This window comes from Actinomyces provencensis, from assembly GCF_900155435.1.
Lineage (GTDB): Bacteria > Actinomycetota > Actinomycetes > Actinomycetales > Actinomycetaceae > Pauljensenia > Pauljensenia provencensis.
Genome location: NZ_LT700212.1, coordinates 18,043 through 41,110 on the forward strand (window position 1 = coordinate 18,043; position 23,068 = coordinate 41,110).

General features: G+C 71.5%; 18 protein-coding genes, 1 other RNA gene and 1 pseudogene. 13 read left to right on the top strand and 7 right to left on the bottom strand.

Annotation, left to right across the window (positions count from 1 at the left end; translation table 11 throughout):
• Nucleotides 1-171: 171 nt before the first annotated feature.
• The 4 genes and pseudogenes from BQ9890_RS00065 to BQ9890_RS16740 all read right to left on the bottom strand — a co-directional run.
• The gene (locus tag BQ9890_RS00065; RefSeq protein WP_075892447.1) at nucleotides 172-669 is read right to left on the bottom strand and encodes a flavodoxin domain-containing protein; all 498 of its coding nucleotides are present in this window, start codon (nucleotides 667-669) and stop codon (nucleotides 172-174) included.
• A 111-nt stretch (nucleotides 670-780) separates the two neighbouring features.
• Nucleotides 781-3,435, bottom strand: a complete 2,655-nt coding sequence (gene pheT / locus BQ9890_RS00070) for a phenylalanine--tRNA ligase subunit beta (RefSeq protein WP_075888409.1) — start codon at nucleotides 3,433-3,435, stop codon at nucleotides 781-783.
• A 1-nt stretch (nucleotide 3,436) separates the two neighbouring features.
• Nucleotides 3,437-4,510, bottom strand: coding sequence for a phenylalanine--tRNA ligase subunit alpha (gene pheS, locus BQ9890_RS00075; protein ID WP_075888410.1), 1,074 nt, complete (start codon nucleotides 4,508-4,510; stop codon nucleotides 3,437-3,439).
• A 49-nt stretch (nucleotides 4,511-4,559) separates the two neighbouring features.
• Nucleotides 4,560-4,844: pseudogene (locus tag BQ9890_RS16740) on the bottom strand (phenylalanine--tRNA ligase subunit alpha); the annotation flags it as partial.
• A gap of 254 nt (nucleotides 4,845-5,098) precedes the next feature.
• Between BQ9890_RS16740 and panB the strand changes: the two are divergent.
• The 8 genes from panB (at nucleotide 5,099) to BQ9890_RS00120 (ending at nucleotide 15,546) form a co-directional block, all read left to right on the top strand.
• Nucleotides 5,099-5,980, top strand: coding sequence for a 3-methyl-2-oxobutanoate hydroxymethyltransferase (panB, locus tag BQ9890_RS00085; RefSeq protein WP_078062110.1), 882 nt, complete (start codon nucleotides 5,099-5,101; stop codon nucleotides 5,978-5,980).
• Nucleotides 5,981-6,002: 22 nt separating this feature from the next.
• Nucleotides 6,003-6,665 (top strand): lipoyl(octanoyl) transferase LipB, encoded by a 663-nt coding sequence (gene lipB, locus BQ9890_RS00090; protein ID WP_075888412.1) that lies wholly within the window; start codon nucleotides 6,003-6,005, stop codon nucleotides 6,663-6,665.
• 11 nt (nucleotides 6,666-6,676) lie between these two features.
• The gene (lipA, locus tag BQ9890_RS00095) at nucleotides 6,677-7,717 is read left to right on the top strand and encodes a lipoyl synthase (RefSeq protein WP_075888413.1); all 1,041 of its coding nucleotides are present in this window, start codon (nucleotides 6,677-6,679) and stop codon (nucleotides 7,715-7,717) included.
• Nucleotides 7,718-7,731: 14 nt separating this feature from the next.
• Complete coding sequence (locus BQ9890_RS00100) at nucleotides 7,732-9,336, top strand: class I adenylate-forming enzyme family protein (protein WP_230297738.1); 1,605 nt, start codon at nucleotides 7,732-7,734, stop codon at nucleotides 9,334-9,336.
• A gap of 70 nt (nucleotides 9,337-9,406) precedes the next feature.
• Complete coding sequence (gene map / locus BQ9890_RS00105) at nucleotides 9,407-10,294, top strand: type I methionyl aminopeptidase (RefSeq protein ID WP_075888415.1); 888 nt, start codon at nucleotides 9,407-9,409, stop codon at nucleotides 10,292-10,294.
• A gap of 110 nt (nucleotides 10,295-10,404) precedes the next feature.
• Entirely contained in the window at nucleotides 10,405-11,157 is a 753-nt protein-coding gene (gene ppgK, locus BQ9890_RS00110; RefSeq protein ID WP_075888416.1) for a polyphosphate--glucose phosphotransferase, read from the top strand.
• Complete coding sequence (locus BQ9890_RS00115) at nucleotides 11,154-12,122, top strand: hypothetical protein (RefSeq protein WP_075888417.1); 969 nt, start codon at nucleotides 11,154-11,156, stop codon at nucleotides 12,120-12,122. The genes ppgK and BQ9890_RS00115 overlap by 4 nt, the downstream gene beginning before the upstream one ends.
• Before the next feature lie 190 nt (nucleotides 12,123-12,312).
• Nucleotides 12,313-15,546 carry a glucodextranase DOMON-like domain-containing protein gene (locus BQ9890_RS00120; RefSeq protein WP_075888418.1) on the top strand — a complete coding sequence of 1,078 codons (3,234 nt, stop codon included), beginning with the start codon at nucleotides 12,313-12,315 and terminating at the stop codon, nucleotides 15,544-15,546.
• A gap of 73 nt (nucleotides 15,547-15,619) precedes the next feature.
• On the opposite strand, the gene rnpB is transcribed toward BQ9890_RS00120, so the two are convergent.
• Nucleotides 15,620-15,995, bottom strand: an RNA gene (gene rnpB / locus BQ9890_RS00125) — RNase P RNA component class A.
• Nucleotides 15,996-16,456: 461 nt separating this feature from the next.
• On the opposite strand from rnpB, the gene yaaA reads away from it, so the two are divergent.
• A complete protein-coding gene (gene yaaA / locus BQ9890_RS14590) occupies nucleotides 16,457-16,966 on the top strand; it encodes a peroxide stress protein YaaA (protein WP_268258633.1) in 510 nt (169 codons plus the stop codon).
• Nucleotides 16,967-17,076: 110 nt separating this feature from the next.
• On the opposite strand, the gene BQ9890_RS00135 is transcribed toward yaaA, so the two are convergent.
• Together BQ9890_RS00135 and BQ9890_RS00140 are read right to left on the bottom strand one after the other, a co-directional pair.
• Nucleotides 17,077-17,811 carry a zinc ribbon domain-containing protein gene (locus BQ9890_RS00135; RefSeq protein ID WP_075888419.1) on the bottom strand — a complete coding sequence of 245 codons (735 nt, stop codon included), beginning with the start codon at nucleotides 17,809-17,811 and terminating at the stop codon, nucleotides 17,077-17,079.
• A complete protein-coding gene (locus tag BQ9890_RS00140; RefSeq protein ID WP_075892451.1) occupies nucleotides 17,808-18,656 on the bottom strand; it encodes a Nif3-like dinuclear metal center hexameric protein in 849 nt (282 codons plus the stop codon). Before BQ9890_RS00140 ends, BQ9890_RS00135 begins: the two co-directional genes overlap by 4 nt.
• Before the next feature lie 34 nt (nucleotides 18,657-18,690).
• Between BQ9890_RS00140 and BQ9890_RS00145 the strand changes: the two genes are divergently transcribed.
• From BQ9890_RS00145 to BQ9890_RS00160, 4 genes are all read left to right on the top strand, one after another.
• A complete protein-coding gene (locus BQ9890_RS00145) occupies nucleotides 18,691-19,809 on the top strand; it encodes a lactonase family protein (protein WP_075888420.1) in 1,119 nt (372 codons plus the stop codon).
• Nucleotides 19,810-19,866: 57 nt separating this feature from the next.
• The gene (locus tag BQ9890_RS00150; protein WP_075888421.1) at nucleotides 19,867-20,538 is read left to right on the top strand and encodes a SatD family protein; all 672 of its coding nucleotides are present in this window, start codon (nucleotides 19,867-19,869) and stop codon (nucleotides 20,536-20,538) included.
• On the top strand, nucleotides 20,535-21,293 hold the full coding sequence (locus BQ9890_RS00155; protein ID WP_075888422.1) for a hypothetical protein: 759 nt from the start codon (nucleotides 20,535-20,537) through the stop codon (nucleotides 21,291-21,293). Before BQ9890_RS00150 ends, BQ9890_RS00155 begins: the two co-directional genes overlap by 4 nt.
• Before the next feature lie 408 nt (nucleotides 21,294-21,701).
• Nucleotides 21,702-23,042: an NAD(P)/FAD-dependent oxidoreductase gene (locus BQ9890_RS00160; RefSeq protein ID WP_075888423.1), complete on the top strand. Its 1,341-nt coding sequence runs from the start codon at nucleotides 21,702-21,704 to the stop codon at nucleotides 23,040-23,042.
• Nucleotides 23,043-23,068: the final 26 nt, after the last annotated feature.

The following is a 23,068-nucleotide window of genomic DNA, read 5'->3' on the forward strand; positions in this document are numbered from 1 at the left end:
TCGGTGTCCCCACCTGCAGCTCCGACGGGGGCGGCCCAGCGGGACCGAGGCCGGGAGAGCGGACTTCAAGCCCCGAACAGAGCGGACTTCGTACCAAGAACAGAGCGGACTTCACGCCCCGAACTGAGCGGACTTCGAGCCCAGAACAGAGCGGACTTCGCGGGGATGGGGTCAGCGGGAGGGCTTCGAGAGCTCCTTGATGATGCTGTCGGTCCACTCGTCGACGGCCTCCCAGTCGCGGAAATCACCCTCCACGGCTCCGGCGAGTCGGGCGATGGAACGCTCACGCAGGGACAGCTTGGAGGGGATGTAGCGCCCGGGGAATGTGCGGTGGTGGACGACGTGCACCTTCATCAGCACCGGACCGATGCGGGAGGGATCCTGGGGCGTGTGCTTGGGCACGCCGGAGAGACCGACGGAGTACGCCCACACGGGGATGCGGTTGAGCTGGGTCTCGAAGCGCTCCAGGAAGGAGGTGGCGGACTCCATCCACTGGGTCATGTAGACCGCCGAACCGATGACGACGGCGTCGATGCCGTCCAGGCTCACGACGTCCTGGGGTGCCTGGCGCACGACCTCGAAACCGGCCCCCCGCAGTCGCTCGGCGATGGCATCGGCGATCTCGGTGGTGGTTCCGTGCTTCGATGATGCGGTGACGAGGATCTTCATGTCCTCCAGTGTGGCAGACGGCCGGGCCCGGATGGGCATCGAAAGTCCCTCATGAGTCTCGGTGCACATTCCATCTCCCGGGCCCGACCGTCCACCGGAGACCTCAGTCCCTCAGGAACGCAATTCCGCCCCCAGGAGCTTGTGGGCGCGCTTGACCACGGAGTGCCGCACCTGGGCCGACTCCTCCGCGGTCAACGTGTGGTCCACGGCGCGCAGACGCAGGGCGAAGGCCAGGGAACGGTGCCCCTCGGGCACCTGGTCCCCCTCGTAGACGTCGAAGAGGGTGACCTCCTCGGCCAGCGCGCCCGCTGCCTGTCGCACGACCTGCTCGACGCGTGCGGCGGGGATGTCCTCGGCGACCACGAGGGCGATGTCCTCCTTGGCCAGGGGGAACGTCGACACGGGCCTGACCTGGATCGGCTCGGGGTCCATGACGGACACCAGGGCGTCGAGGTCCACCTCGAAGGCCACTGACCGTCCCGGCAGGCCGAAGTCCGCGGCCACCCCGGGATGCAACTCACCGGCCAAGGCGATGTCCACGAGCTTCCGGCCGTGACGGGCGAACACCCGCGCCACCCGCCCGGGGTGCCAGGGCGCCACCTCCGTGGGATCCGCGGCAGGTGTGGGCATGGGAGCACCGCGGTGCTCGGGCTGGTCGGGGTCCCAGGCGCGCGTCACCTCGACGCGCACCCCGAGCACGGACGCCGCACGCCGCACGGCCTCCACGGCATCGGCCCAGTCCACGGGGCGCGCCGGGGAGAGGACGCCGGGCACCGTCGCGGACCCGCAGAGCACGCCCCCGATGTGCCAGGGCTGGGCGGGAACACCCGCACGCAGCGAGTCGAGAACCTCCTCGGAGGGCCGGTGTTCGGCCGAGGGCAGCGGGGCGGGCACGGTGCCCGCCGGACGCGCGACGGTCGAGACCTCGAAGACGCCCAGGGAGGTCGCCCCGCGCGAGACGTTGCGTCCGGCCACGTCCAGCAGAGTGTCCAGCACCGAGGTGCGGAGTTCCGCGGCGTCATCGGCCAACGGGTTGCGCAGCCGCACGGCGCGGCGGCGCGGGTCACCGGCGGCGAGACGCTGACGGTCGAAGGTGTCGGAGATGAAGGGGTAGGACTCGACCTCCACCAGACCCGACTGGGCCAGGGTGTCGGCCACCGCCCGGCGTGCCCGCTGGGCGGGTGTCAGCCCCCGTCCCGCGGGCGCGGGGGGCATCTCGACGGGGATGTTGTCGTAGCCGTCCAGACGCGCGACCTCCTCCACGAGATCGGCGGGCTCGCGCAGGTCCGGCCTCCACGAGGGGACCGTCACGTCCCACGTGGCCCCGGAGTCCGAGGGGTCCACGGTGCAGCCGATGCGCTCGAGGAGCTCCCGCACGCGGCCCTCCCCGTAGTCGACCCCGGTCAGACGGGCCGGTTCGGTGACCCGCATCCTCACGTGGGTGGCAGGGGCCGTGCGGTCGAGGTCGGAGACCGCCGGGTCGGCCGTCCCACCGCCGTACTCGACGAGCAGGTCGACCGCGCGCTGGGCCGCCACGGCGGGCAACTGCGGATCCGTGCCGCGCTCGAAACGCTTGGACGCCTCGGAGGGGAGACGGTGACGCCGCGCGGTGCGGGCGATCGACACGGCGTCGAAGTGGGCGGCCTCAAGGAGGATGTCGGAGGTGGACTCCTCCACCTCGGAGTAGCGCCCGCCCATGACCCCGGCCAGGCCGATGATGCGCGAGCCGGTGTCCCCCTGGGGCGAGTCGGTGATGAGCAGGTCCTCGGGGTCGAGGGCGCGTTCGATCTCGTCCAGGGTCACGAGGGTCTCGCCCTCGTGGGCCCTGCGCACCACGACCGGGGCCTGCAGGGCTGCCAGGTCGTAGGCGTGCATGGGCTGCCCGAGGTTGAGCATCACGTAGTTGGTGACGTCCACGGCCAGGGAGATCGAGCGCATCCCCGCCATCTCCAGGCGGTCCACCAGCCACTTCGGCGAGGGCGCGGTGGGGTCGACGCCCCGCACGATGCGCGTGACGAACCTGTCACAGCCCTCGTGCCCGCGGATGGGCGCGGCGTCGTCCACCTCGACGGGGAAGCCGTCGGGGGTCGGGGCCGGCAGCGGCTCGGGCAGGTCGGAGGCGAGGCCGTGGTCCGTGAAGCGGGCCCCGGTCGAGTGGGAGTACTCCCGCGCGATGCCGCGCATGGAGAAGCAGTACCCGCGGTCCGGGGTCACGTTGATCTCGAGGACCTCCTCCCCCAGGCCGAGGAAGGGGATGAGGTCGCTGCCGGGGGCCGGGATCTCACGGTCGGGGAACATCCGGGGCAGCACGATGATGCCGCTGTGGTCCTCCCCCAGGCCGAGCTCACGGGCGGAGCAGATCATGCCGTCCGAGAGGTGGCCGTAGGTCTTGCGCGGGGTGATCGGGAAGGGGCCGGGCAGGACCGCGCCGGGCAGCGAGACGACCACGAGGTCGCCCTCGTCGAAGTTGTGCGCACCGCACACGATGCCGCGACTGGGCAGGTCGGAGGGCTCCTTGCCGGTCCCGGGCGCGTCGTTGTGCTCCCCGACGTCCACGCGGCAGTAGTTGATGACCTTGCCGTTGTGCTGGGGCTCCTCGACACGGGTGAGGACACGACCGACCACCAGCGGGCCGGTGACCCTGGCCGGGTGGATCGCCTCTTCCTCAAGACCGACGCGCACGAGGGCGGCCGCGAGCGTGGCCGCATCGGTGCCGGGCTCGACCTCGACGTGGTCGGAGAGCCAGGAGATCGGAACCATGGGCATGTCAGTGTCCCCTTCCGGTGAGACCGAACTGCTGGGAGAAGCGGACGTCGCCCTCGACGATGTCGTGCATGTCGGCGATGCCGTGGCGGAGCATGAGCGTGCGCTCGATGCCCATGCCGAAGGCGAACCCGGAGAACTCCTCGGGGTCGATGCCGTTGGCGCGCAGCACGTTGGGGTTGACCATCCCGCAGCCGCCCCATTCGATCCAGCCGGCACCGCCCTTCTTCTGGGGGAACCACAGGTCCATCTCGGCACTGGGCTCCGTGAAGGGGAAGAACGAGGGCCGCAGGCGTGTGCGTGCCTCGGGTCCGAACATGGCGCGGGCGAAGTGGTCGAGGGTGCCCTTGAGGTGGGCCATCGTCAGGTGGCGGTCCACCGCGAGTCCCTCGACCTGGTGGAAGACCGGGGTGTGGGTGGCGTCCAGGGCATCCGAGCGCACGACCTTGCCGGGGCAGGCCACGTAGAGGGGGACGCCACGGGAGAGCATCGCGCGGGACTGCACCGGGGAGGTGTGGGTGCGCATGACCAGGTGTCCCTCGGCCTCGGACTGACCCCCGACGGAGCGGCCGTCGACGTAGATCGTGTCCTGCATCTGGCGGGCCGGGTGGTCGATGTCGAAGTTCAGGGAGTCGAAGTTGAACCACTCGTGCTCGATCTCGGGCCCCTCGGCGATCTCCCAGCCCATGGCGACGAAGAAGTCACCGACCTCCTCCATGAGGGTCTCGAGCGGGTGGCGGGCGCCTGCGGGAGCACGGCGGGTCGGCACGGTGACGTCGAGGGCCTCCTCGACGAGGACCTGGGCCTCGTGGGCGGCCGCGAGGACCTCCTCACGCGCGGCCAGGGCAGCCTGGATGCGCTGGCGGGCGCCACCGAGGTTGCGGCCGGCAGCTCCCCGGTCCGAGGGGTCCAACGACCCGATGGTCCGGTTGGCGGCCACGAGGGGCGCCGCGTCGCCCAGGACGGACTGCCGGACCTCGCGCAGCTCCTCCAGGGTGGAGGCGGCCTCGAAGCCGGCCAGTGCCTGGTCGACCAGTGCCTCCACGGCANAGCGGGTGGCGGGCGCCTGCGGGAGCACGGCGGGTCGGCACGGTGACGTCGAGGGCCTCCTCGACGAGGACCTGGGCCTCGTGGGCGGCCGCGAGGACCTCCTCACGCGCGGCCAGGGCAGCCTGGATGCGCTGGCGGGCGCCACCGAGGTTGCGGCCGGCAGCTCCCCGGTCCGAGGGGTCCAACGACCCGATGGTCCGGTTGGCGGCCACGAGGGGCGCCGCGTCGCCCAGGACGGACTGCCGGACCTCGCGCAGCTCCTCCAGGGTGGAGGCGGCCTCGAAGCCGGCCAGTGCCTGGTCGACCAGTGCCTCCACGGCACTGGTGTCGAGGGGATTGAGGTCAGGGGCGTCTGCAGCCATGTCCTGCTTCCTCGGTCGGGGGTGGGTCGTGGGTGCGCAGGGGGCGCACGGCCCCCCATGATAGTGCGCGCGGCGTGCCCCCCGCCCGGACGCCCACGCCCCGGCCCACGCCCCGGCCAACGCCCCCGTCCAGACCCGTGCCCCGCCCCTCCGGACCGACCCCACCGGGGCACTTCCCACCGGGGCCACGGGGCACGCCCCGTCCCGCCGCGGGGACTAGCCTTGTGGGGCACGCGACCACAGGAGGAACTGCGATGAGCGCGACCACCAGCGGATACCTGACGCCCGACGCAGGACGGGGCACCGGACCCGACCCGCACACCGCGGACACGACCCGACCTCCGCGGAGGGTCCGTGTCCAGGACCTCGCCCGCGCCAAGGCCGGGTCCCGCCGCCTCACTATGCTCACCGCCTACGACGCACTCGTCGCCCCCATCCTGGAGTCCGCAGGGGTGGACATGCTCCTGGTCGGGGACTCCCTGGGCAATGTGGTGCTCGGGCACTCCTCGACACTGCCCGTCACCCTGGAGGACATGGAACGCGCGACTGCGGCCGTGGCGCGCTCGACCTCGCGCGCCCTGGTAGTCGCCGACCTGCCCTTCGGGACCTACGAGGCCTCCCCCCAGCAGGCCTTCGAATCCGCCGCGCGCCTCATGCGCGCCGGCGCCCACGCCGTCAAGCTCGAGGGAGGCGCCCCGCGGGCCGCAGCGGTCCGCCTGCTGTCCGAGGGCGGGATCCCGGTGGTCGGCCACCTCGGCTACACCCCCCAGTCCGAGCACATGATCGGGGGCCCCCGCATGCGTGGACGCGGTGACCAACACGGGACGATGCTCGCCGACGCCGCTGCGCTGGAGGAGGCCGGGGCCGTTGCCCTGGTGCTGGAGATGGTCCCGGCGGACCTCGCCGGGGAGGTCACCACCGCCGTGCGTGTCCCCACGATCGGCATCGGCGCGGGCCCGGACACCGACGGCCAGGTCCTCGTGTGGTCGGACATGGCCGGCATGGGGACGTGGACGCCCTCCTTCGTGCGCCGTTTCGCGGAACTCGGCGAGGCGCTGCGCGACGCGGCCGGGGAGTACGTGCACGCCGTCACGGAGGGTTCCTTCCCGGCCCGCGGCCACTACCACGAGCACTGACAGGGGGGCCTAGCATGGGCCCGTGCGCATCGTCGACCTCCTCCCCCACGGCCAGACCGACTACCTCGACGCCGACAGGCTCCAGAGGGACCTGCACCGCGAGGTGCGCGAGGGCGGGGAGGACGCACTGATCCTCGCGGAGTTCACGCCCACCTACACCGCCGGGCGCCACACCCACCCCGAGGACGTCCCCGACGCGACCCTGCCCGTCATCCACGTCGACCGAGCCGGGTCCGTCACTTGGCACGGGCCGGGCCAGCTGGTCGTCTACCCCGTCGTGCGCCTGCACGAGCCGGTCGACGTCCTCGCCTGGATCCGCTCCGTCGAGGCCGGGGTCCTGCACGCGCTGCGGGAGGAGTGGGACCTGCCGGTGCGTCGGATCGAGGGCCGCGCCGGGGTCTGGCTCGTGGAGCCCGGACGTCGCGACCGCAAGATCTGCGCAATCGGCCTCAAGGTGGCGGGAGGCGCGACGCTGCACGGCCTGGCACTCAACGTCGCCCCCGACCTGGACAGTGCCTTCACCGGGATCATCCCCTGCGGGCTGGCCGACGCCGATGTCACGACCCTCGCACTGGAGGGTGTCGACACCACGGTCCGCGACGCGGCCGACCGCTTGCTCCCCCACCTCCTGGAGTCCATCGCACCGGAGCTGGCAGCAGCGCCCACCACCGTCCACGCCGCCTGAGGAGGCACCGCATGAGCACCCTGCCCAAGCCCGAGGGCCGCCGTCTGCTGCGTGTCGAGGAGCGCAACTCCCGCACCCCCGTCTCCTCCAAGCCCGAGTGGATCCGCACCACCGCACGGACCTCGGAAAACTACGAGGACATGCGCCGCCTCTCCCGTGACAGGGGCCTGCACACGGTGTGCGCGGAGGCGGGGTGCCCGAACATCTACGAGTGCTGGGAGGACCGCGAGGCCTCCTTCCTCCTGGGGGGCGCCCTGTGCACGCGCCGCTGCGACTTCTGTGACATCGCGACGGGACGCCCCGAGGGTTACGACCGGGGCGAGCCGCGACGCGTGGCGGAATCCGTGCGTGAGCTCGGCCTGCGCTACGTCACCGTCACGGGCGTCGCCCGCGACGACCTGCCCGACGGTGCCTCCTGGCTCTACGCCGAGACCTGCCGCCTCATCCACGAGGACTCCCCCACCACGGGCGTCGAGCTGCTCACCGACGACTTCCGCGGCGACACCGCTGCCGTCGACGCGGTCATCGCCTCGCGCCCGGAGGTCCTGGCCCACAACATCGAGACGGTGCCCCGCCTCATGTCGACGATCCGCCCCGCCTTCCGCTACGAGCGCTCCCTGGCCTTCCTGCGTCGTGCGCACGACGCGGGGACCATCACGAAGTCGAACCTCATCCTCGGCATGGGCGAGACCACCGAGGAGGTCGTCGCCACGATGGGGGACCTCCACGAGGCGGGCTGCGACCTGCTCACCCTCACCCAGTACCTGCGCCCCTCCCCCCTGCACCACCCTGTGGAGCGCTGGGTGCATCCCGAGGAGTTCGTGGAGCTGAGCGCGGAGGCGGAACGGATCGGCTTCGCCGGGGTCATGGCCGGGCCCCTGGTCCGCTCCTCCTACCGCTCGGGCGCCCTGTGGGCCAAGGGCATGCGGGCCCGCGGCTTCGGGATCCCCGAGAACCTCGCCCACCTGGACTCCGCGGGCTCGACACGCCAGGAGGCGGGCTCCGTCCTGGAGCGCCTGCACGCGCGCCACGCGGGCGCCTCCCTGCGATGAGGGGGAGCGCGCCGGTGGGTGCCCCCACCGACCTCTCCCCCGCCACTGCCCTCGTGCGGGCCGCCGCCCGGCACCCCGGGCGCACCTCGCTGGTGTGGTTCGGCGGGGGCGGACCCGGGCCGTCCACGGACGAGGGCGGGTCGACACCCCACGTGCCCACGGCGCACCTGCTCGACGTCGAGGGCAGCGCCGACACGGTCCGCCGTCTCGTCACCGTGCTGCGCCGGCACGGGGTCTCGGACGGCACCCGGGTCGCCCTGGTCGCCGCGAACTCCCCGTGGCACTTCCTGGTGCACACGGCCTGCGCCTGGCTCCACGCGGCCACGGTCCCCCTGTCCCCACGTCGCCCCACGGCCGACCTGGCCGATCTGCTGGGGGACTGCGACCCGCTCCTGGTCCTGCGGGGTCACGGGGTGCCCGACGCGCCCGCACCGGCCCCGGGGACCGCGTGGGAGACCCTGGGCCTCGACGCCCTCGCCGAGGAGGTCGCCGCCGCGCCACCGGTCGTCGGCACCCCGCCCGCGTGCTCCGGAGAGCTGGCCACCCTGGTCCACACCTCCGGTTCCTCCGGCAGGCCGAAGGCCGTGGAACTCACCCACGCGAACCTGTGGTGGGGGTCCCTGTGCTTCCGGGAGGGTTTCGAGTACTCCCCCGCGACGGACGTGGTGGGTGTGTGCGCTCCCCTGTCCCACATCGGGGGGCTCAACGGCACGGCCCTGGACATGTTCTCCCACGGCGGTACCGTCGTCGTCACGGGGGACCCCTTCGACCCCGGCCACGTCCTGGACTGCGTGGAGCGCTTCCGGGTGACCACCATGTTCGTGGTGCCCACCATGTGCCGGGCGCTGCTGCGGGCGCAGTCCCGGCGCCACGCGGACCTGTCCTCCTGGCGGCTGCCGCTGGTGGGAGGGGATTCCCTGGACGAGCCCCTGGCGCGATCCATGCGCGCAGTCGGGTTGCCTCCCCTGCACGTGTGGGGTATGACGGAGACGGCGGGAGCGGGGGCCTTCCTCCACCCCGACACGCCCGACGTCCCCTCCTCCTCCATCGGTCTGCCCTTCGACCACGTCGGGCTGCGCCTCGTGGACGAGGGCGGCACCGAGGTCCGCGAGGCCGGGCACCCCGGCGAGATCGAGGTCCGTGGACCCGGGGTCACCCGCGGGTACTTCCGCCGTCCGCTGGAGACCGCTGCCGCCCGGGACGGGGAGTGGCTGCGCACGGGTGACCTGGCACAGCGGGACACCCGGGGACACCTCCACGTCCTGGGACGCGGCTCCCGCATGATCTCCACCGGTGGGGAGAGCGTCTCCCCGGTCCGGGTGGAGCACGCCCTCCTCGGGGTGCCGGGGGTCCACGGGGCACTGGTGGTGGGCCTCCCTGACGAGTACTGGGGACAACGTGTGGCCGCCCTCGTCGTCGCCACCCCTTCCGCACGTCCGACACCCGCGGCCCTGGAGGCACACCTCGGGGAGGTCCTGGCCCCGTGGGAACTGCCCCGCACCCTCGAGTGGGTCCGGCGCATCCCCCTCACTCCAGCCGGGAAACCGGACGTCGCGGCCGCGCGTCAACTGTTCCTGCGGGACCCCGGGGTCGACGGGGTCGACACCCTGCCGGCGTGAAGGCGCTGCGTCGCCACTCTCACAGCACCCGTCCCGGGGCCCCCACCGCCGCCGCACTAGAGTTGGCGCCATGATCCATGCCTCCACACTCGCCCGCCGCGCGCCCCTGGGCAAGCTCACCGCGGGTCACGTCTCCGCCCGCCGCACGGTTCCCGAACACATCGAACGCCCCGAGTACATGTTCCACGACGGGCCCGAGGTGATCACCGCCTCCGACGTCAAGGACGCCGACACCGTCGAGCGCATCCGGCGTGCGGGGCGCATCGCGGCCGACGCCCTGGAGCTCGTCGGGGAGGCGGTCCGCCCCGGCGTGACCACGGACGAACTGGACCGCATCGGGCACGAGTACATGATCGCCCACGACGCCTACCCCTCGACCCTCGGCTACATGGGCTACGCGAAGTCCCTGTGCACCTCGGTCAACGAGGTGATCTGCCACGGGATCCCGGACGACACGGTCCTGGAGGACGGGGACATCGTCAACGTCGACATCACCGCCTACAAGGAGGGCGTCCACGGCGACACGAACGCGACCTTCGAGGTCGGCACCGTGGACCCCGAGTCCCACCTGCTCGTCGAGCGCACCCGCGAGGCGATGATGCGAGGCATCCGCGCCGTGCGACCGGGTCGCCAGATCAATGTCATCGGCCGCGTCATCGAGGCCTACGCGAAGCGTTTCGACTACGGGGTCGTTCGCGACTACACCGGCCACGGTGTGGGCGAGGCGTTCCACTCCGGCCTCATCGTCCCCCACTACGACTCCGCGCCCCTGCACGACACCGTCATGGAGGTCGGCATGGTCTTCACGATCGAACCCATGCTGACGCTGGGCACCGTCGAGTGGGAGCAGTGGGACGACGGGTGGACCGTCGTGACCGCCGACCGCTCGCGCACCGCCCAGTTCGAGCACACCCTGGTCGTCACCGAGGACGGGGCCGACATCCTCACCCTGCCCTGACCGACGCAGCCGCAAGTCACACCGTTCCATGCGTGCCTGACCTGGACACGACGCGGGTGCACCTGCGCTACCCTGAGTCCCATCAATCTGCTGCGATTCAGGGAGGAACCATGGCGTCAGTCGCCTGCGGCATCGACATCGGCGGATCAGGGGTGAAGGGCGCGGTGGTCGACCTGGTCACCGGCGACTTCGTCGGGGACCGTGTCCGCATCGAGACCCCGAAGCCCGCCACCCCCGACGCGGTCGCGGAGACCTGCAAGTCGGTCCTGGAGCAGCTGGGCGTGGGCCCCGACACCCCCGTCGGCATCGCCTTCCCCGCCCCCATCATCCACGGCGTCGTGCCGTTCATGGCGAACCTCGACCAGTCCTGGGTCGGCGTCGACGTCAACGAACTCATGCAACGCCACCTCGGGCGTCCCGTCACCCCGCTGAACGACGCGGACGCCGCGGGTCTGGCAGAGGTGGCCTTCGGCGCCGCCAAGGGCGTGCCCGGCACGGTCATCGTCACCACCCTGGGCACCGGCATCGGCTCGGCGATGATCGTGGACGGGAACCTGGTGCCCAACACCGAGCTCGGGCACCTCGAGATCGACGGCCACGACGCCGAGAAGCAGGCCTCGGCGGGTCAGAAGACCCTTCAGGGCCTCTCCTGGGAGGAGTGGGCCGGTCGCCTCCAGCGCTACTACTCCCACCTCGAGATGCTCTTCTCCCCCGATCTCTTCGTCGTGGGAGGTGGCGTGTCCAAGAACCACGCGAAGTTCATGCCGCTGCTCCACCTGCGCACGCGCATGGTGCCCGCCGAGCTGTTCAACACGGCCGGCATCGTCGGAGCTGCCTACCAGGCGTCGCGCAAGGCCGAGTGAGCGACCAGTTCGCCCCCGGCGCCCCCGAGGACGACCCCGACTGGACCGGCGGGGCCCGGTCCGACGGCGTCACCCCTGCCCGGGGTGACGCCGCGGGTGCACTGGCCGCCTCCCGTCCGCCCCCGTCGAGCACCCCCACTGCGGGGGACGGTCCCCCCTCGCCCTACGCACCGGGTGCCGGCGGGAACGCCGCCGAGGGGAAGCGTGCCGGTGCGGGGAAGCGCCGCAGCAGGACCACCCGCACGAGGAAGCCCCGTACCGCGGGCCCGTCCCGTTCCGTTCCTCCGCGCATCGCCACCCCTGCCTTCTGGGTGTGGATGGTCGTGGGAGTCGTCGTCCTCCTCGCCGTCGCCAAGGGGTGCGCCGGGATCGTCGGCAACAACGGCTCGACCGGGAGCCGCGGCGCGGGTTCGAGCGCCGCCCCGGCCGTGCGCACCGTCGACCCGACACCAGCCCCCTCGGTCTCGGCACTGCGGGGCAGCCCCCTGTCCGGGGTGCCCGCCCCTGAGCTCATCTCCCAGTCCGACCTGCCCGAAGGCGCAGGCTACTCCCCGCTCGCCCCGGCCCCCGGCCGTGAGGTCAGTGTGCGGTTCCAGGACCGCTACGAGGGCAGGTCCCAGGTCTTCACCCTCTCCACCCTCTCCACCGACGACTCCACCGTCCCCTCCTACTACAGGGACGACTTCTACCCCGACGAGGTCTGGCGCACCGTCAAGGTGCACGTCGCGCCCGAGGGCTACGGGGAGGACGACTACGCACAGGAGCCGGTCCTGCGCCTCCAGGGGGAGTCGGGGCGCTGGTACGAGGGCGACTGCTTCGAGTTCGGGTTCGATGACTGGGTGCCCACCACACGCACCTTCGCCTTCTCCGTGCCCAGGTGGGACCTCCCCACGCGCCCGGTGGTGGAGATCAACGGGGACCCGTACCAGCGCTTCAGCTTCCCCGTCTACGTCGACGTCAGCTGAGGGATGCCCCCTCGGGTGGTCGCCCTGCGCCCCCGTGATGATTCCGTCGCACAAATAACCATCTGCGCCTCTCAGCAGCATGAGAACCGTTTGACTCAGCATGTAATTTCGCGATAGAAAAAACGGGACCGAAGGTGACAGCTCGCGCTGCACCACCAGACGACGACGTCTTGAGAGGACACTCCCGACCATGATCCGCACTCCCCGGGCCCGCGGAGGCATGCTCTGCGCGGCCACGGCCCTCCTGGTGACCACCCTCGTGGCCGCCGCCGGAGGGCCCGCGCTGGCTGTCCCGTCCCCGACCACTCCGGGTTCCGTCCGGACGACGCCCACCGGACCCGCCGACACGCCCACGCTGCACACCTGGGACCACGCCGACTCGGTGGCCACCTCCGCTCCGATCGCGGACGGCCAGGTGCGCCGCTCGGAGTTCTACGACGCGTCGGTCTCCACCGCCTCCGACCCGGACGCCGCGCACACGTCCTTCGTGTACATGAGCGTGCCCCGCAGCGGCGAGGGGAAGATCGGCTACGACGAGCAGGACGGCGCCGAGTTCTCCTCAGCGGCCGACCTGACGATGAGCTGGTCGAGTTTCGAGTACGCCGAGGACGTCTGGGTCGACGTCCACCTGAGGACCGGGCAGACGATCTCCTCCGCGGACCAGGTGACCATCCGTCCGACCGACCTGGGCTTCGAGAAGGAGCTGGTCGACTCCTCCACCATCCGGGTGAAGGTCCCCTACGACCCGGAGGGGTACCGGTTCTCGGTGGAGTTCGATCCCCAGCTCTACACCGCCTACAACGACATGTCCGGCGCCAGCGGTGAGCTCACCACCGTCGCCGAGGGCAACCGCGCCGTGCACACCGAGCCCCAGAACTCCATGCTCGTCTTCGCCAACCCCATCGACGGTGCGGGAGATGCCGCCGCCGACGTGCCCAGCGAGGAGGACGGGTCCATCCACTACGTCGAACCGGGATCGGTCACGGACCTCGACGGGATCACGGAGGACATCGTCTACTTCCGTCCCGGAACCTACTACATGGGCTCCACCTACCACGCCCGGCTCCCGGAGAACGTCAGGTGGGTGTACATCGCCCCGGGGGCCTACGTGAAGGGCGCCTTCCGCTTCCTCCACGAGACGCAGAGCGACTTCAAGGTCACCGGCCTGGGCGTCCTCTCGGGCGAGCAGTACGTCTACGAGCCCGACACCACCAACGGCTACCAGCACACCACCGAGGACAACTGCCACTCCACCTGCGTGAAGATGCTGCAGTTCGAGTCCTCCAACACGGACCAGACCCTGGACCTCCACGGTGTGACGATCAACCAGCCCCCGTACCACTCCTTCGTGGTCTACGCCCACGAGGACGGCACTGAGGTCGACGTCACGCACTTCACGATGGACGTGCGCAACTACAAGCAGGTGGGCAGCTGGTACTGGCAGACGGACGGCATCGAGCTCTACCCCGACTCCACGATGCGCAACACGTTCTTCCACGCCAATGACGACGTGCTCAAGCTCTACCACTCGAACGTCACCATTGACGACACCGTCATCTGGAAGAACGAGAACGGTCCCGTCGTCCAGTGGGGGTGGACACCGCGCAACGTCCACGACGTGACCGTCAATGCCACCGACGTCATCCACAACCGCATGTACTGGAAGGACGTCAAGTACAACACCTGCGTCTTCAACTCCTCCAGCCACTGGGAGGACATGGGTGCCACCGACCGCGCCGACACCACCTCCACCGTGCGCGACATGCGCTTCACCGACACCCGCGTCGAGGGCACGGTGAACTGCGCACTGCGTGTGTTCGCCCTGTCGAACACCGAGGACGTCGAGATCGACGGGTTCTCCGTGGACGGGTGGAACGGGCTGGACGCGACCTCCCAGGTGAGCCTGCTCAAGCGGTACCACGACCGCGACGGCAACCAGGTCACCATCGGCAACGAGGTCTCCGACGGCCAGGGGCTCTCGCTGCACGACTACACGGTCGGGGGGATCCCGGTCCTCAAGGCCGGCGACAACTGGGCCTCCGACGAGCTCGGGCGCCTCGACTTCGATGCCGACACCTGGGAGAGCTGGAACGCCACCAGCGACGACCAACCGACCGGGGCCGCACCCCGGTTGACCGTGGAGGGAATCGAGGACGGTTCGACCGCCCCTTCGCGGCACATCACCCTCAGCGGCACCACGGACGCCCCGTCCGTGGCGGTCACCGTGAACGGCACGCGCACCGAGGTCCCGGTCACCGCAGGCACCTTCTCCACCGAGATCGACCTGCCGGCGATCAGCAACCGCATCACCGTCACCGCCACCGCCGACAACGGCGTCCAGACGGTCCTGCGCCACACCGTGACCGCCCTGGGCACCCAGATCGGTTCGATGACCGACCCTGCCGGGGACGACAACGGGCCCGGCAGCTACACCTACCCCACCGACTCCGCCTTCACCCCCGGCAGCTTCGACCTCACGGGGATGTCCGTGTACGACGACGGTGACGCGGTCCGCTTCGTGACCACCACGCACGGTCCGATCACCAATCCCTGGGGAGGCAACGGCATGAGCACCCAACGCCTCAACATCTACGTGCGCGACGGTGGGTCCACCACGACGACGGAACTCCTCCCCGGGACCAACACCTCTGCCCAAGGCGCCTGGACGCACGCCGTCGTCGCCGACGGTCGCTACGCCGGTGCCCGCTTCGGTGGCGGTGTCTACGGCGCCGACCTGGAGCGGGTCGGTGACGTCGCCCTCGACGTCGACCCCTCAGGGGTGATCATCGCGTCCGTCCCCGCCAGCCTGCTGGAGGGTGTCGACCTGGGCACGGCCGGCTACCAGGTCTCGATGTACTCCGACGCCGAGGACGGGGAGGGCGTGGGCAATGTGCGCCCCGTCTACAGCGCGGAGTGCGCAGCCGGCGAGGGGTGCCCCTCCTTCGTCGGTCCCTACCGCGTGGGAGGCGGCGCCGGTGAGTACACCGATGACGAGGAGTCGCGGGACACGGACACACGCGACTCCAACGCCCTCGACATCATCTCCGGGGACGTCTCCCAGGCGGAGGCCATGGACTGGACAAGTGGAGCCGTCGTCGTCCCCTACGTGACGCTCACGGCGGACGGACAGGACACCCCCGGGACCGACGACGGGGACGACAAGGACCCCGGGACCGGCGAGGACGGGACGGATGACGACGGGACGTCCGACGGCGCATCCGGTGACGACACGACCGGTGACGACGGAAACGGCGGCAGCGCTGCAGGCGACGACGCGGCCGACGGGAACAGCGCTTCGGCCTCCGCGCCCGAGGGCGGTCTCCCCGTGAGCGGCGCGACGCTGGGCGGCGCCTTCCTGGTCACGGCACTCGCGCTGGCCGGTGCAGGTGCGGCACTGCGCCGATCGGCACGGTCCCGGCGCTAGTCCGGCACGGTGGGTCGGTCCGGGCCCACGTGGCACCGAGGTGTCGCGTGGGGCCCGGACCGCAGGAGGGGTGCGGATGAGTCGGTCTGTACGCCGGGTTCTGTCCCGTGCCCCGTCACCGGGTGCACGGGGGCGACCATCCATCTAGGACCTGCGTTGCCGCAGGCCTCCAGCGACCTACCCGCAGACATTGGACGGGCCGTCCGTGTCGCCTGCTGCTCGGTCTTGCTCCGGGTGGGGTTTGCCGAGCCGATGCGGTCACCCGCATCGCTGGTGGGCTCTTGCCCCACCGTTTCACCCTTGCCCCGGACCTGGGTCCGTGGCGGTCTGTTCTCTGTGGCACTGTCCCGCGGGTCACCCCGGGTGGCTGTTGGCCACCACCCTGCCCGATGGAGCCCGGACGTTCCTCGCGGGACCCGGAGGTCCCCCGCGGCCGCCCGACCGACTCATCCGCGTCCCCCATGGTAGTCCACCCGCCACCCCGCCCCGGCACCCCGTGCATGCCGGCGGACCGGGGCAGCCCGTGCGTGCCGGCGGAGCGGCGCACACCGTGCGTGCCGGTCGGCCGGGATGCCCGCGCAGGGGCCTACCCTGCTCAGGTGATGATCTGGCTCCCGCCCTCCGAGGGCAAGACCGCGCCTGCCCACGGCCCCGCCCTCGACCTCGCGGCACTGTCCCTTCCCGCACTGACCGAGGCACGCGAGGAGGTCGCCCGGACCCTCGTCGCGGTCTCCGCCTCCCCGTCCGGCGCGGAGGTCCTGCACCTGGGGCCACGTTCGCGCGGGGACCTCGAGACCAACGCGCACCTCGGCGACGCCCCCTGCGCCCCCGCACGGGAGGTGTTCTCGGGAGTCCTCTTCGAGGCCGCCGGGCTGGGTCGCTGCCGGCGCGGTCCACGGGGGCCGGAGGTGTGGATCTTCTCGGGCCTGTTCGGAGCCCTGCGACCCGAGGACCGATCCCCGACCACCGGCTCCCGATGGGCGCCCGACTGCCCGGGACGGGTGCCCTGGCGGGTTTCTGGAGGCCACGTCTGCACGATGCCCTCGAGGACCGCACCCGTGGGGCGACGGTGGTGGACCTGCGTTCTGGCCCCTACCGCTCGGCCTGCACCGGCGGATGGGCCGACGTGCTCCGCATCGACGTCGTGCGCAGCAGGGACGGCCGACGCGGTGTCGTCTCCCACCAGGCCAAGCACTGGCGTGGAATGGTGTGCGCGGGCCTGCTCGACGCCTCACCGGACTCCCTGCCCCCGACGGTGAAGGTGGAGGGGTGCGTCAGTGCCATCCGCTCGACGGCTCCCACGATGGTGGCCCACGACGCCACCGGCGCGCGTCAGCAGGTGGTCGACGTCGAGGTCGGACCGACCACGCCCACGCGCGAGGGCGGGTCCGTCACCGTGCTGACCCTCGTGGTCGACTGAAGCGGCGCCCGCGACGAGCATCCGACCTGACGTCGGGCGCACCCCACGCCCGGGCCCGGGCCCGTGGAGCAACCGGTCCGGCGACCGGGTCCCGGCCGGGGTGCAGTCGGTCAGGACGCGGTGGTCCGCACGATGATCTGACCGGTCTCCTCGGCCCAGCACAGCTGGTCCTCCGGGGTCCGGCGCACGTCCTCGAGTTCGGCGGGTGAGAGTTCCGTGGCCGCGCCGAGCACCTGGCCGTCACGCACCTCGACGACCGCCAGGGCGCCGTTGCGCGACCGGGAGCGCTCGTACTCGTCCATGAGTTCCGCGGGGACTCGGGCGGCGAGTGCCTCGCGCTCGGCGAGCACGCCGCGCAGTTCCTCGTCGACCCCCGCCATGTCACGGGTGAAGCCGGCACGGGTGGCCTCCACGTCGGAGGCGATCGCGGCGGCCTCGTCCTTCATGGCCTGCTCGGCGGTCTCCGCCGTCTCCAGCCTCTCCATCGCCTCGAGCTGGGTGTCCTCGAGGTCGGACAGCCGCTGGTCCATCCGCCTGATCTCGTGCTCCATCGGGTTCATGTCCCTCAGGGGCACCTCGTTGCGATCGAGCCTCCCCTGCTGGAGCTCGCGGCGGGCGCGGACCTTCTCGATGTCGTCCTCGATGCGGGTGACCTCACGACGGATGTCCGAGATGACGGCGCCCTGCGTGATCGCCGCACGCCGGAGGTCCTCGGCGCGGCCCGAGAGTTCCTGCAACGTGGCGTGGGCGGGGTGGGAGTTGCGCTGGTGACGCAGCTTCGAGGCGCGCTGGTCGAGCTTCTGCAGGTCGAGCAGCAGCAGTTGGTCCTCGTGCGGTGCGTTCACCGGTGTCCTCCAGTGGTCGGTCGGTGGGTGTTCCACGGTTCTGTGACCATCGTAGAGACTTCCACGTCGAGCTCGACACCATCCGCACGCGCCGCGCCACGCAGCCGTCGCGCGAGCACCGGCAGCCAGGGCCACTCCGTGGCCCAGTGACTGGCGCAGAGGAGCGCCGGGGCCCCACCCTCCAGGTGCTCGGAGGCCGGATGGTGCCGCAGGTCCGCGGTGAGGAACACGTCCGCCCCCGCGCGACGCGCCGCGTGGAGGAAGTGGTCGCCCGCGCCGCCGGACACGGCCACGACACGCACGGTCGCGCCCTCGTCCCCGCCAACGAGCAGCCCGTGCGGCCCCGCGGGCAGGACGGAGGCCACGTGGTCGGCGAAGGCGCCCAGCGACTGGGGCGTGACACCACCGATGCGTCCGAAACCGACTGCGTGTCCCCCGGCGTCCTCGCCGGTCGGTTCGAGGGGTCGGGAGTCCCGCAGTCCCACGAGGTCCGCGAGGGCTGCGGACACCCCACCCCAGGCGATGTCGGCGTTGGTGTGGGCGTTGAGGAGCGCCGTGCCCGACCTGATGAGACGGGCGACCAGCGCACCCTTGGGGTCGTCCTCCGGCAGGAAGGAGGTCCCGCGCAGGTACAGCGGGTGGTGCGTGATGACCATGTCCGCCCCGTGGTCGAGCGCCTCGCCGACCGTTGCGGCGACCGGATCGACCGCCAGGAGGAGCCGGTGCACGCGACGCGTCGGGTCGCCCAGGACCAGACCGACACGGTCCCAGGACTCCGCAGTGTGCGGTGGGTACCACTCGTCCATCCGCGCGACGACATCGGCGACGCTCCAGGTGCTGTCCATCCACACACAGTAGCGCCGTGGCTACCGTGTCCCCATGACACCTGCGCACCCGGACCACTCCCGCACACTGTGGATCGGCACCTTCCCCGTCGCCGGAATCGGCACCCCCGCGGGGCTGGGTGAGGGGATCTGGAGGACGGAGCTGGACACCGACTCGGGCCACCTCTCCCCCGCCGTCCAGGTCTGCGAGGTCCCCGCACCCTCCTTCCTCTTGCGCCACCCCCACCTCCCGTTGCTCTACGCCACTGCGGAGGCGGAACCGGAGGGGGCCCTCACGGTCCTGGGTGTGGGTGAGGGTGCCACCCTGACCCCCCTGGACGAACCGGGGTCCGCGGGTGCGGCCCCGACGCACCTGGCCCTGCTGCCTGGCCTCCCGGGCGGACTCCTCGTGACCTCCAACTACGGCGACGGCACGGTCGGGGTCGCACACCTGGACCCGCACGGGCGCCCCGTCGGCGCGACCTCCGCCCTGCGGCACACGGGCCACGGCCCCCGCACGGACCGGCAGGAGGGATCTCATGCACACTCCGCGACGGTCGCCCCGGGCGCGGGGACCGTCCTCGTGTGCGACCTGGGCACCGATGAGCTGAGGCGGCTGCGCGTCGTCGAGGGGGGCGGGTCACCTCAGCTGGTCGAGGACGGAGTGGCATTCCGTTTCACCCCCGGATCCGGACCACGCCACGCAGCATTCCTGCCGGACGGGCGTCACCTCCTCGTCGTCACCGAGCTCAGCGCCGAGGTGGTGCTCCTGGAGTGGGACGGGAAGGAGGCCCACGAGGTGACGCGGGTGCCCGTGGCCGACCGCTCGGACGTCGCACCCCTGCCCTCGCACCTGGTGCTCTCACCGCAGCCGGACGGGACGCTCCTGCTCGACGTGGCCGTGCGTGGACCCGGGAGTCTCGCGACGTTCCGCGTCTCCTCCGACGGCAGTGGCCTGGGGCTGCTGGGGCGGACCTGGACGGGGGCGTCCTGGCCCCGCCACTTCGCCGTGGTGGACGCGGGCGACGGCCGGAGTCTCCTCGTCGTCGCCGGGGAGACGGACTCGCTGGTCCGTGTCCTGGAACGGACCCCGCAGGACCCCCGTCCCCGGCTCCTGGAGGGGTCGGCGCAGGTGCCCTCCCCCGCCTTCGTGCTCGAGGACAGTGGTGTGTGACCGGGCTGGGTCCGCAAAAACACTGATATTGGGCACATATCAGTGTTATCGTCAGGCATGACCATCGCCACCGGCATCATCGCGGACATCATCGGCTCCCGCGACCTGCCCGACCGTGCCGCTGCCCAGCAAGCCATCCTCGACTCCCTGGCGCGGGCCTGCGAGGGCGCCGAGGTGCTGCGTCCGGTCTGGCCGACGGTCGGCGACGAGTTCCAATTGGTCGTCGCCGATCCGCCCACCGCCGTACGGGTGACGGGTCTCGCGCACCTCCTGCTCCCGGCGACGCTCTCGCTCCGGTTCGGGATCGGCACCGGCACCGTGGTGGAGGTGGGTGGCAGCACCACCGGGTCGGCCCCGCCCATCCAGGACGGCTCCGCCTGGTGGGCGGCGCGGGAGGCGATCCAGACCGTCCACCGGCTCCGCGAGGGGGGCCAGGACGCCGCCCTCACCTGGTTCCGCAGCGGTGCCCCCTCCAGCCCGGGACAGGCGGCGTGGCCCGAAGAGGAGACGGTGAACGCCCTCCTGCTGCTGCGCGACCACGTGATCGCCCGCATGAAGTCCCGGGAGCGCCGCATCGCCACCGGGCTCCTGGCCGGGTCGACCCAGGTCGAGATCGCACGCTCCGAAGGGATCACCCAGTCGGCCGTCTCCCAGAATGCGCACCGATCGGGCGCCGCGACATTGGTCGAGGTCCACCGACTCCTCGCCTCCGGGGAGGTGCGCCGATGAGCGCCTCACTCGTCGTCCTCGCCTCGGGCATCGGTTCCCTCCTCGTCACGATCCCCCGGCAGCGCCGCGCCCCCCTGTCCTGGGCGTGGACCGCACTGTGCCTGGTCCTGGGAGTGGCCGGCCTCGGCGTGCAGTGGTGGGCCTGCCTCGCCCTGGTGGGCGTCGCGCAGGGGTGGTGCCTGTCCATCGGGGCAGCAGCTCCGGGCGCACCACGTCGTGGCATGCCCGCGGGCGTCGGTCGGGCCCCGCACCGGACCATCGTCGCGACCGCCTGTCTGGTCGTCACCATCGCCGTGGCGCTCGGCCTGGACACCGTCCTGACGACGGGCCCCACCGCTCTCACCCGAGGGTGGACGGAGGTGCGCTCACCCGCCCTGGCGGGGGTCCCCCTGGCACTCCTGGTCGCCACGGTCGGGGTGATCGCCCTCATGGGCCCCGCCTCCAACCTCCTCACGGCATCGACCCTCGCAGCGGTGCGAGGCACGGAGGGGGCAACCCCTCCCGACCACCCGGTACTGCGGGGAGGTCGTGTCATCGGCCCCCTCGAACGCCTCCTCATCGTGGTGCTCGGGCTCGCCGGTGCGCTCCCGGTGATCGCCGCACTCCTGGCCGCCAAGGGCATCGTGCGTTTCCCGGAGATCTCACGGGACTCGGGACTCGGGGCGAAGGCCGAGGAGTTCCTCATCGGATCGATGACGAGCTGGTCGCTCGCCTGCGCGGCCACCCTGTTCCTCGCCCTGCTCAGGGGTGCGTGACTGCCTCCCCGTGGGAGTCCTCCACGGGCGTCCCACCGGTCGGACACGCGGAGCCGGACACGTCGGGCCGGGCCGCGGGGCTGTCCACGTCGACCGGTGACGCGTGAAGGGCGCCCTGGAGCCGTACACGGGGCGGTCACGGAACGCGGCTCTCGCGCAGAGGGTTCTCCGGGTGCGGGGCCACGCCCGCCCAGCGCTCCTGACCTCACCACCTCCCACATTCCTCCGCACGCCCCGCACCGTCCACACGTCCCACATTCCTCCGCACGTCCCCACCACCCCCCAGATCCCGCACCCGTCGGCGGATCCTCCACCACCGCGACCCCCGTCAGGTGCAGGCACCCCTCCCCAGCTGGGATCCGCCCCACGAATTAGGTAACATTCACCTGACCTATTTCGGGAGGAACCATGGCCAGGCATCGCGTCGTCATCATCGGCTCCGGCTTCGGAGGACTGTTCGCCACGCGGGCGCTGCGGCGCAGCGACGTCGACATCACCGTCATCGCGCGGACGGGCCACCACCTGTTCCAACCACTCCTCTACCAGGTCGCCACGGGAATCCTCTCCGAGGGGGAGATCGCACCCGCGACCCGCGAGGTCCTGCGCAGGCAGCGCAACGCGCGGGTCCTCCTGGGCCTCGTGGAGGACATCGACACACAGGCGCGGGTCGTGCACTGGAGGAACCACAACCGGGCCGAGGAGACCCCCTACGACACCCTGGTCGTCGCCGCGGGAGCCGGACAGTCCTACTTCGGCAATGACCATTTCGCGACCTTCGCCCCCGGGATGAAGACCATCGACGACGCCCTCGAACTGCGTGCGAGGATCTTCGGAGCCTTCGAACTCGCCGAGATCGAGACCGACCCCACCCGGATCGCGGAACTCCTCACCTTCGTGGTCGTGGGGGCGGGTCCGACCGGTGTGGAGATGGCGGGACAGATCCGGGAGCTCTCCTCCAACACACTGCGCGGTGAGTTCCGCTCCATCGATCCCTCCAGCGCCCGCGTGGTCCTCCTCGACGGAGCGCCCCTGCCCCTGCCGGTGTTCGGCGAGAAGCTGGGCACCCGCGCCCAGAAGGCCCTGGAGGAGCTCGGTGTCGAGGTCCGTACCCGCACCCTGGTCACCGGCATGGACGCCGAGTCGGTCACCGTGCGCGACGCCGAGGGGAAGAGCGAACGCATCCCCTCGGTGTGCAAGGTGTGGGCGGCCGGTGTCCAGGGCTCCCCCCTGGGCCGCGTGCTCGCCGAGCGCACCGGAGCCGAGCTGGACCGGGCGGGCCGGGTGAGGGTCGGCCCGGACCTGTCGGTGCCCGGCCATCCCGAGGTCTTCGTCATCGGAGACCTCATGTCCGTCGACGGTGTCCCCGGGGTCGCCCAGGGTGCCATCCAGTCAGCACGTTTCGTCGCGGACCTCATCGACTCGCGCCTGCGTGGACGACCACCCCGCAGGACCACCTTCAGCTACCGGGACAAGGGGTCGATGGCCACGATCGCACGTTTCAAGGCGGTGGTCAGCGTCGGTCGGGTCAAGATGAGTGGGTTCACGGCCTGGCTGGCGTGGTGCTTCCTGCACCTGCTCTACATCGTCGGTTTCAAACAGCAGGTCATGACCCTGCTGCACTGGTTCATCAGCTTCCTCTCCCGGGCACGCTCGGAACGCACCACCACGAACCAGCAGATGGTGGCACGTCTGGCACTGGAGCGCCTCGGGGAGCACTCCTCGGGCAGGCTGGTGACCGGAGAGGAGTGAGGCCATCCCCGCCCGGCCACCCGGGG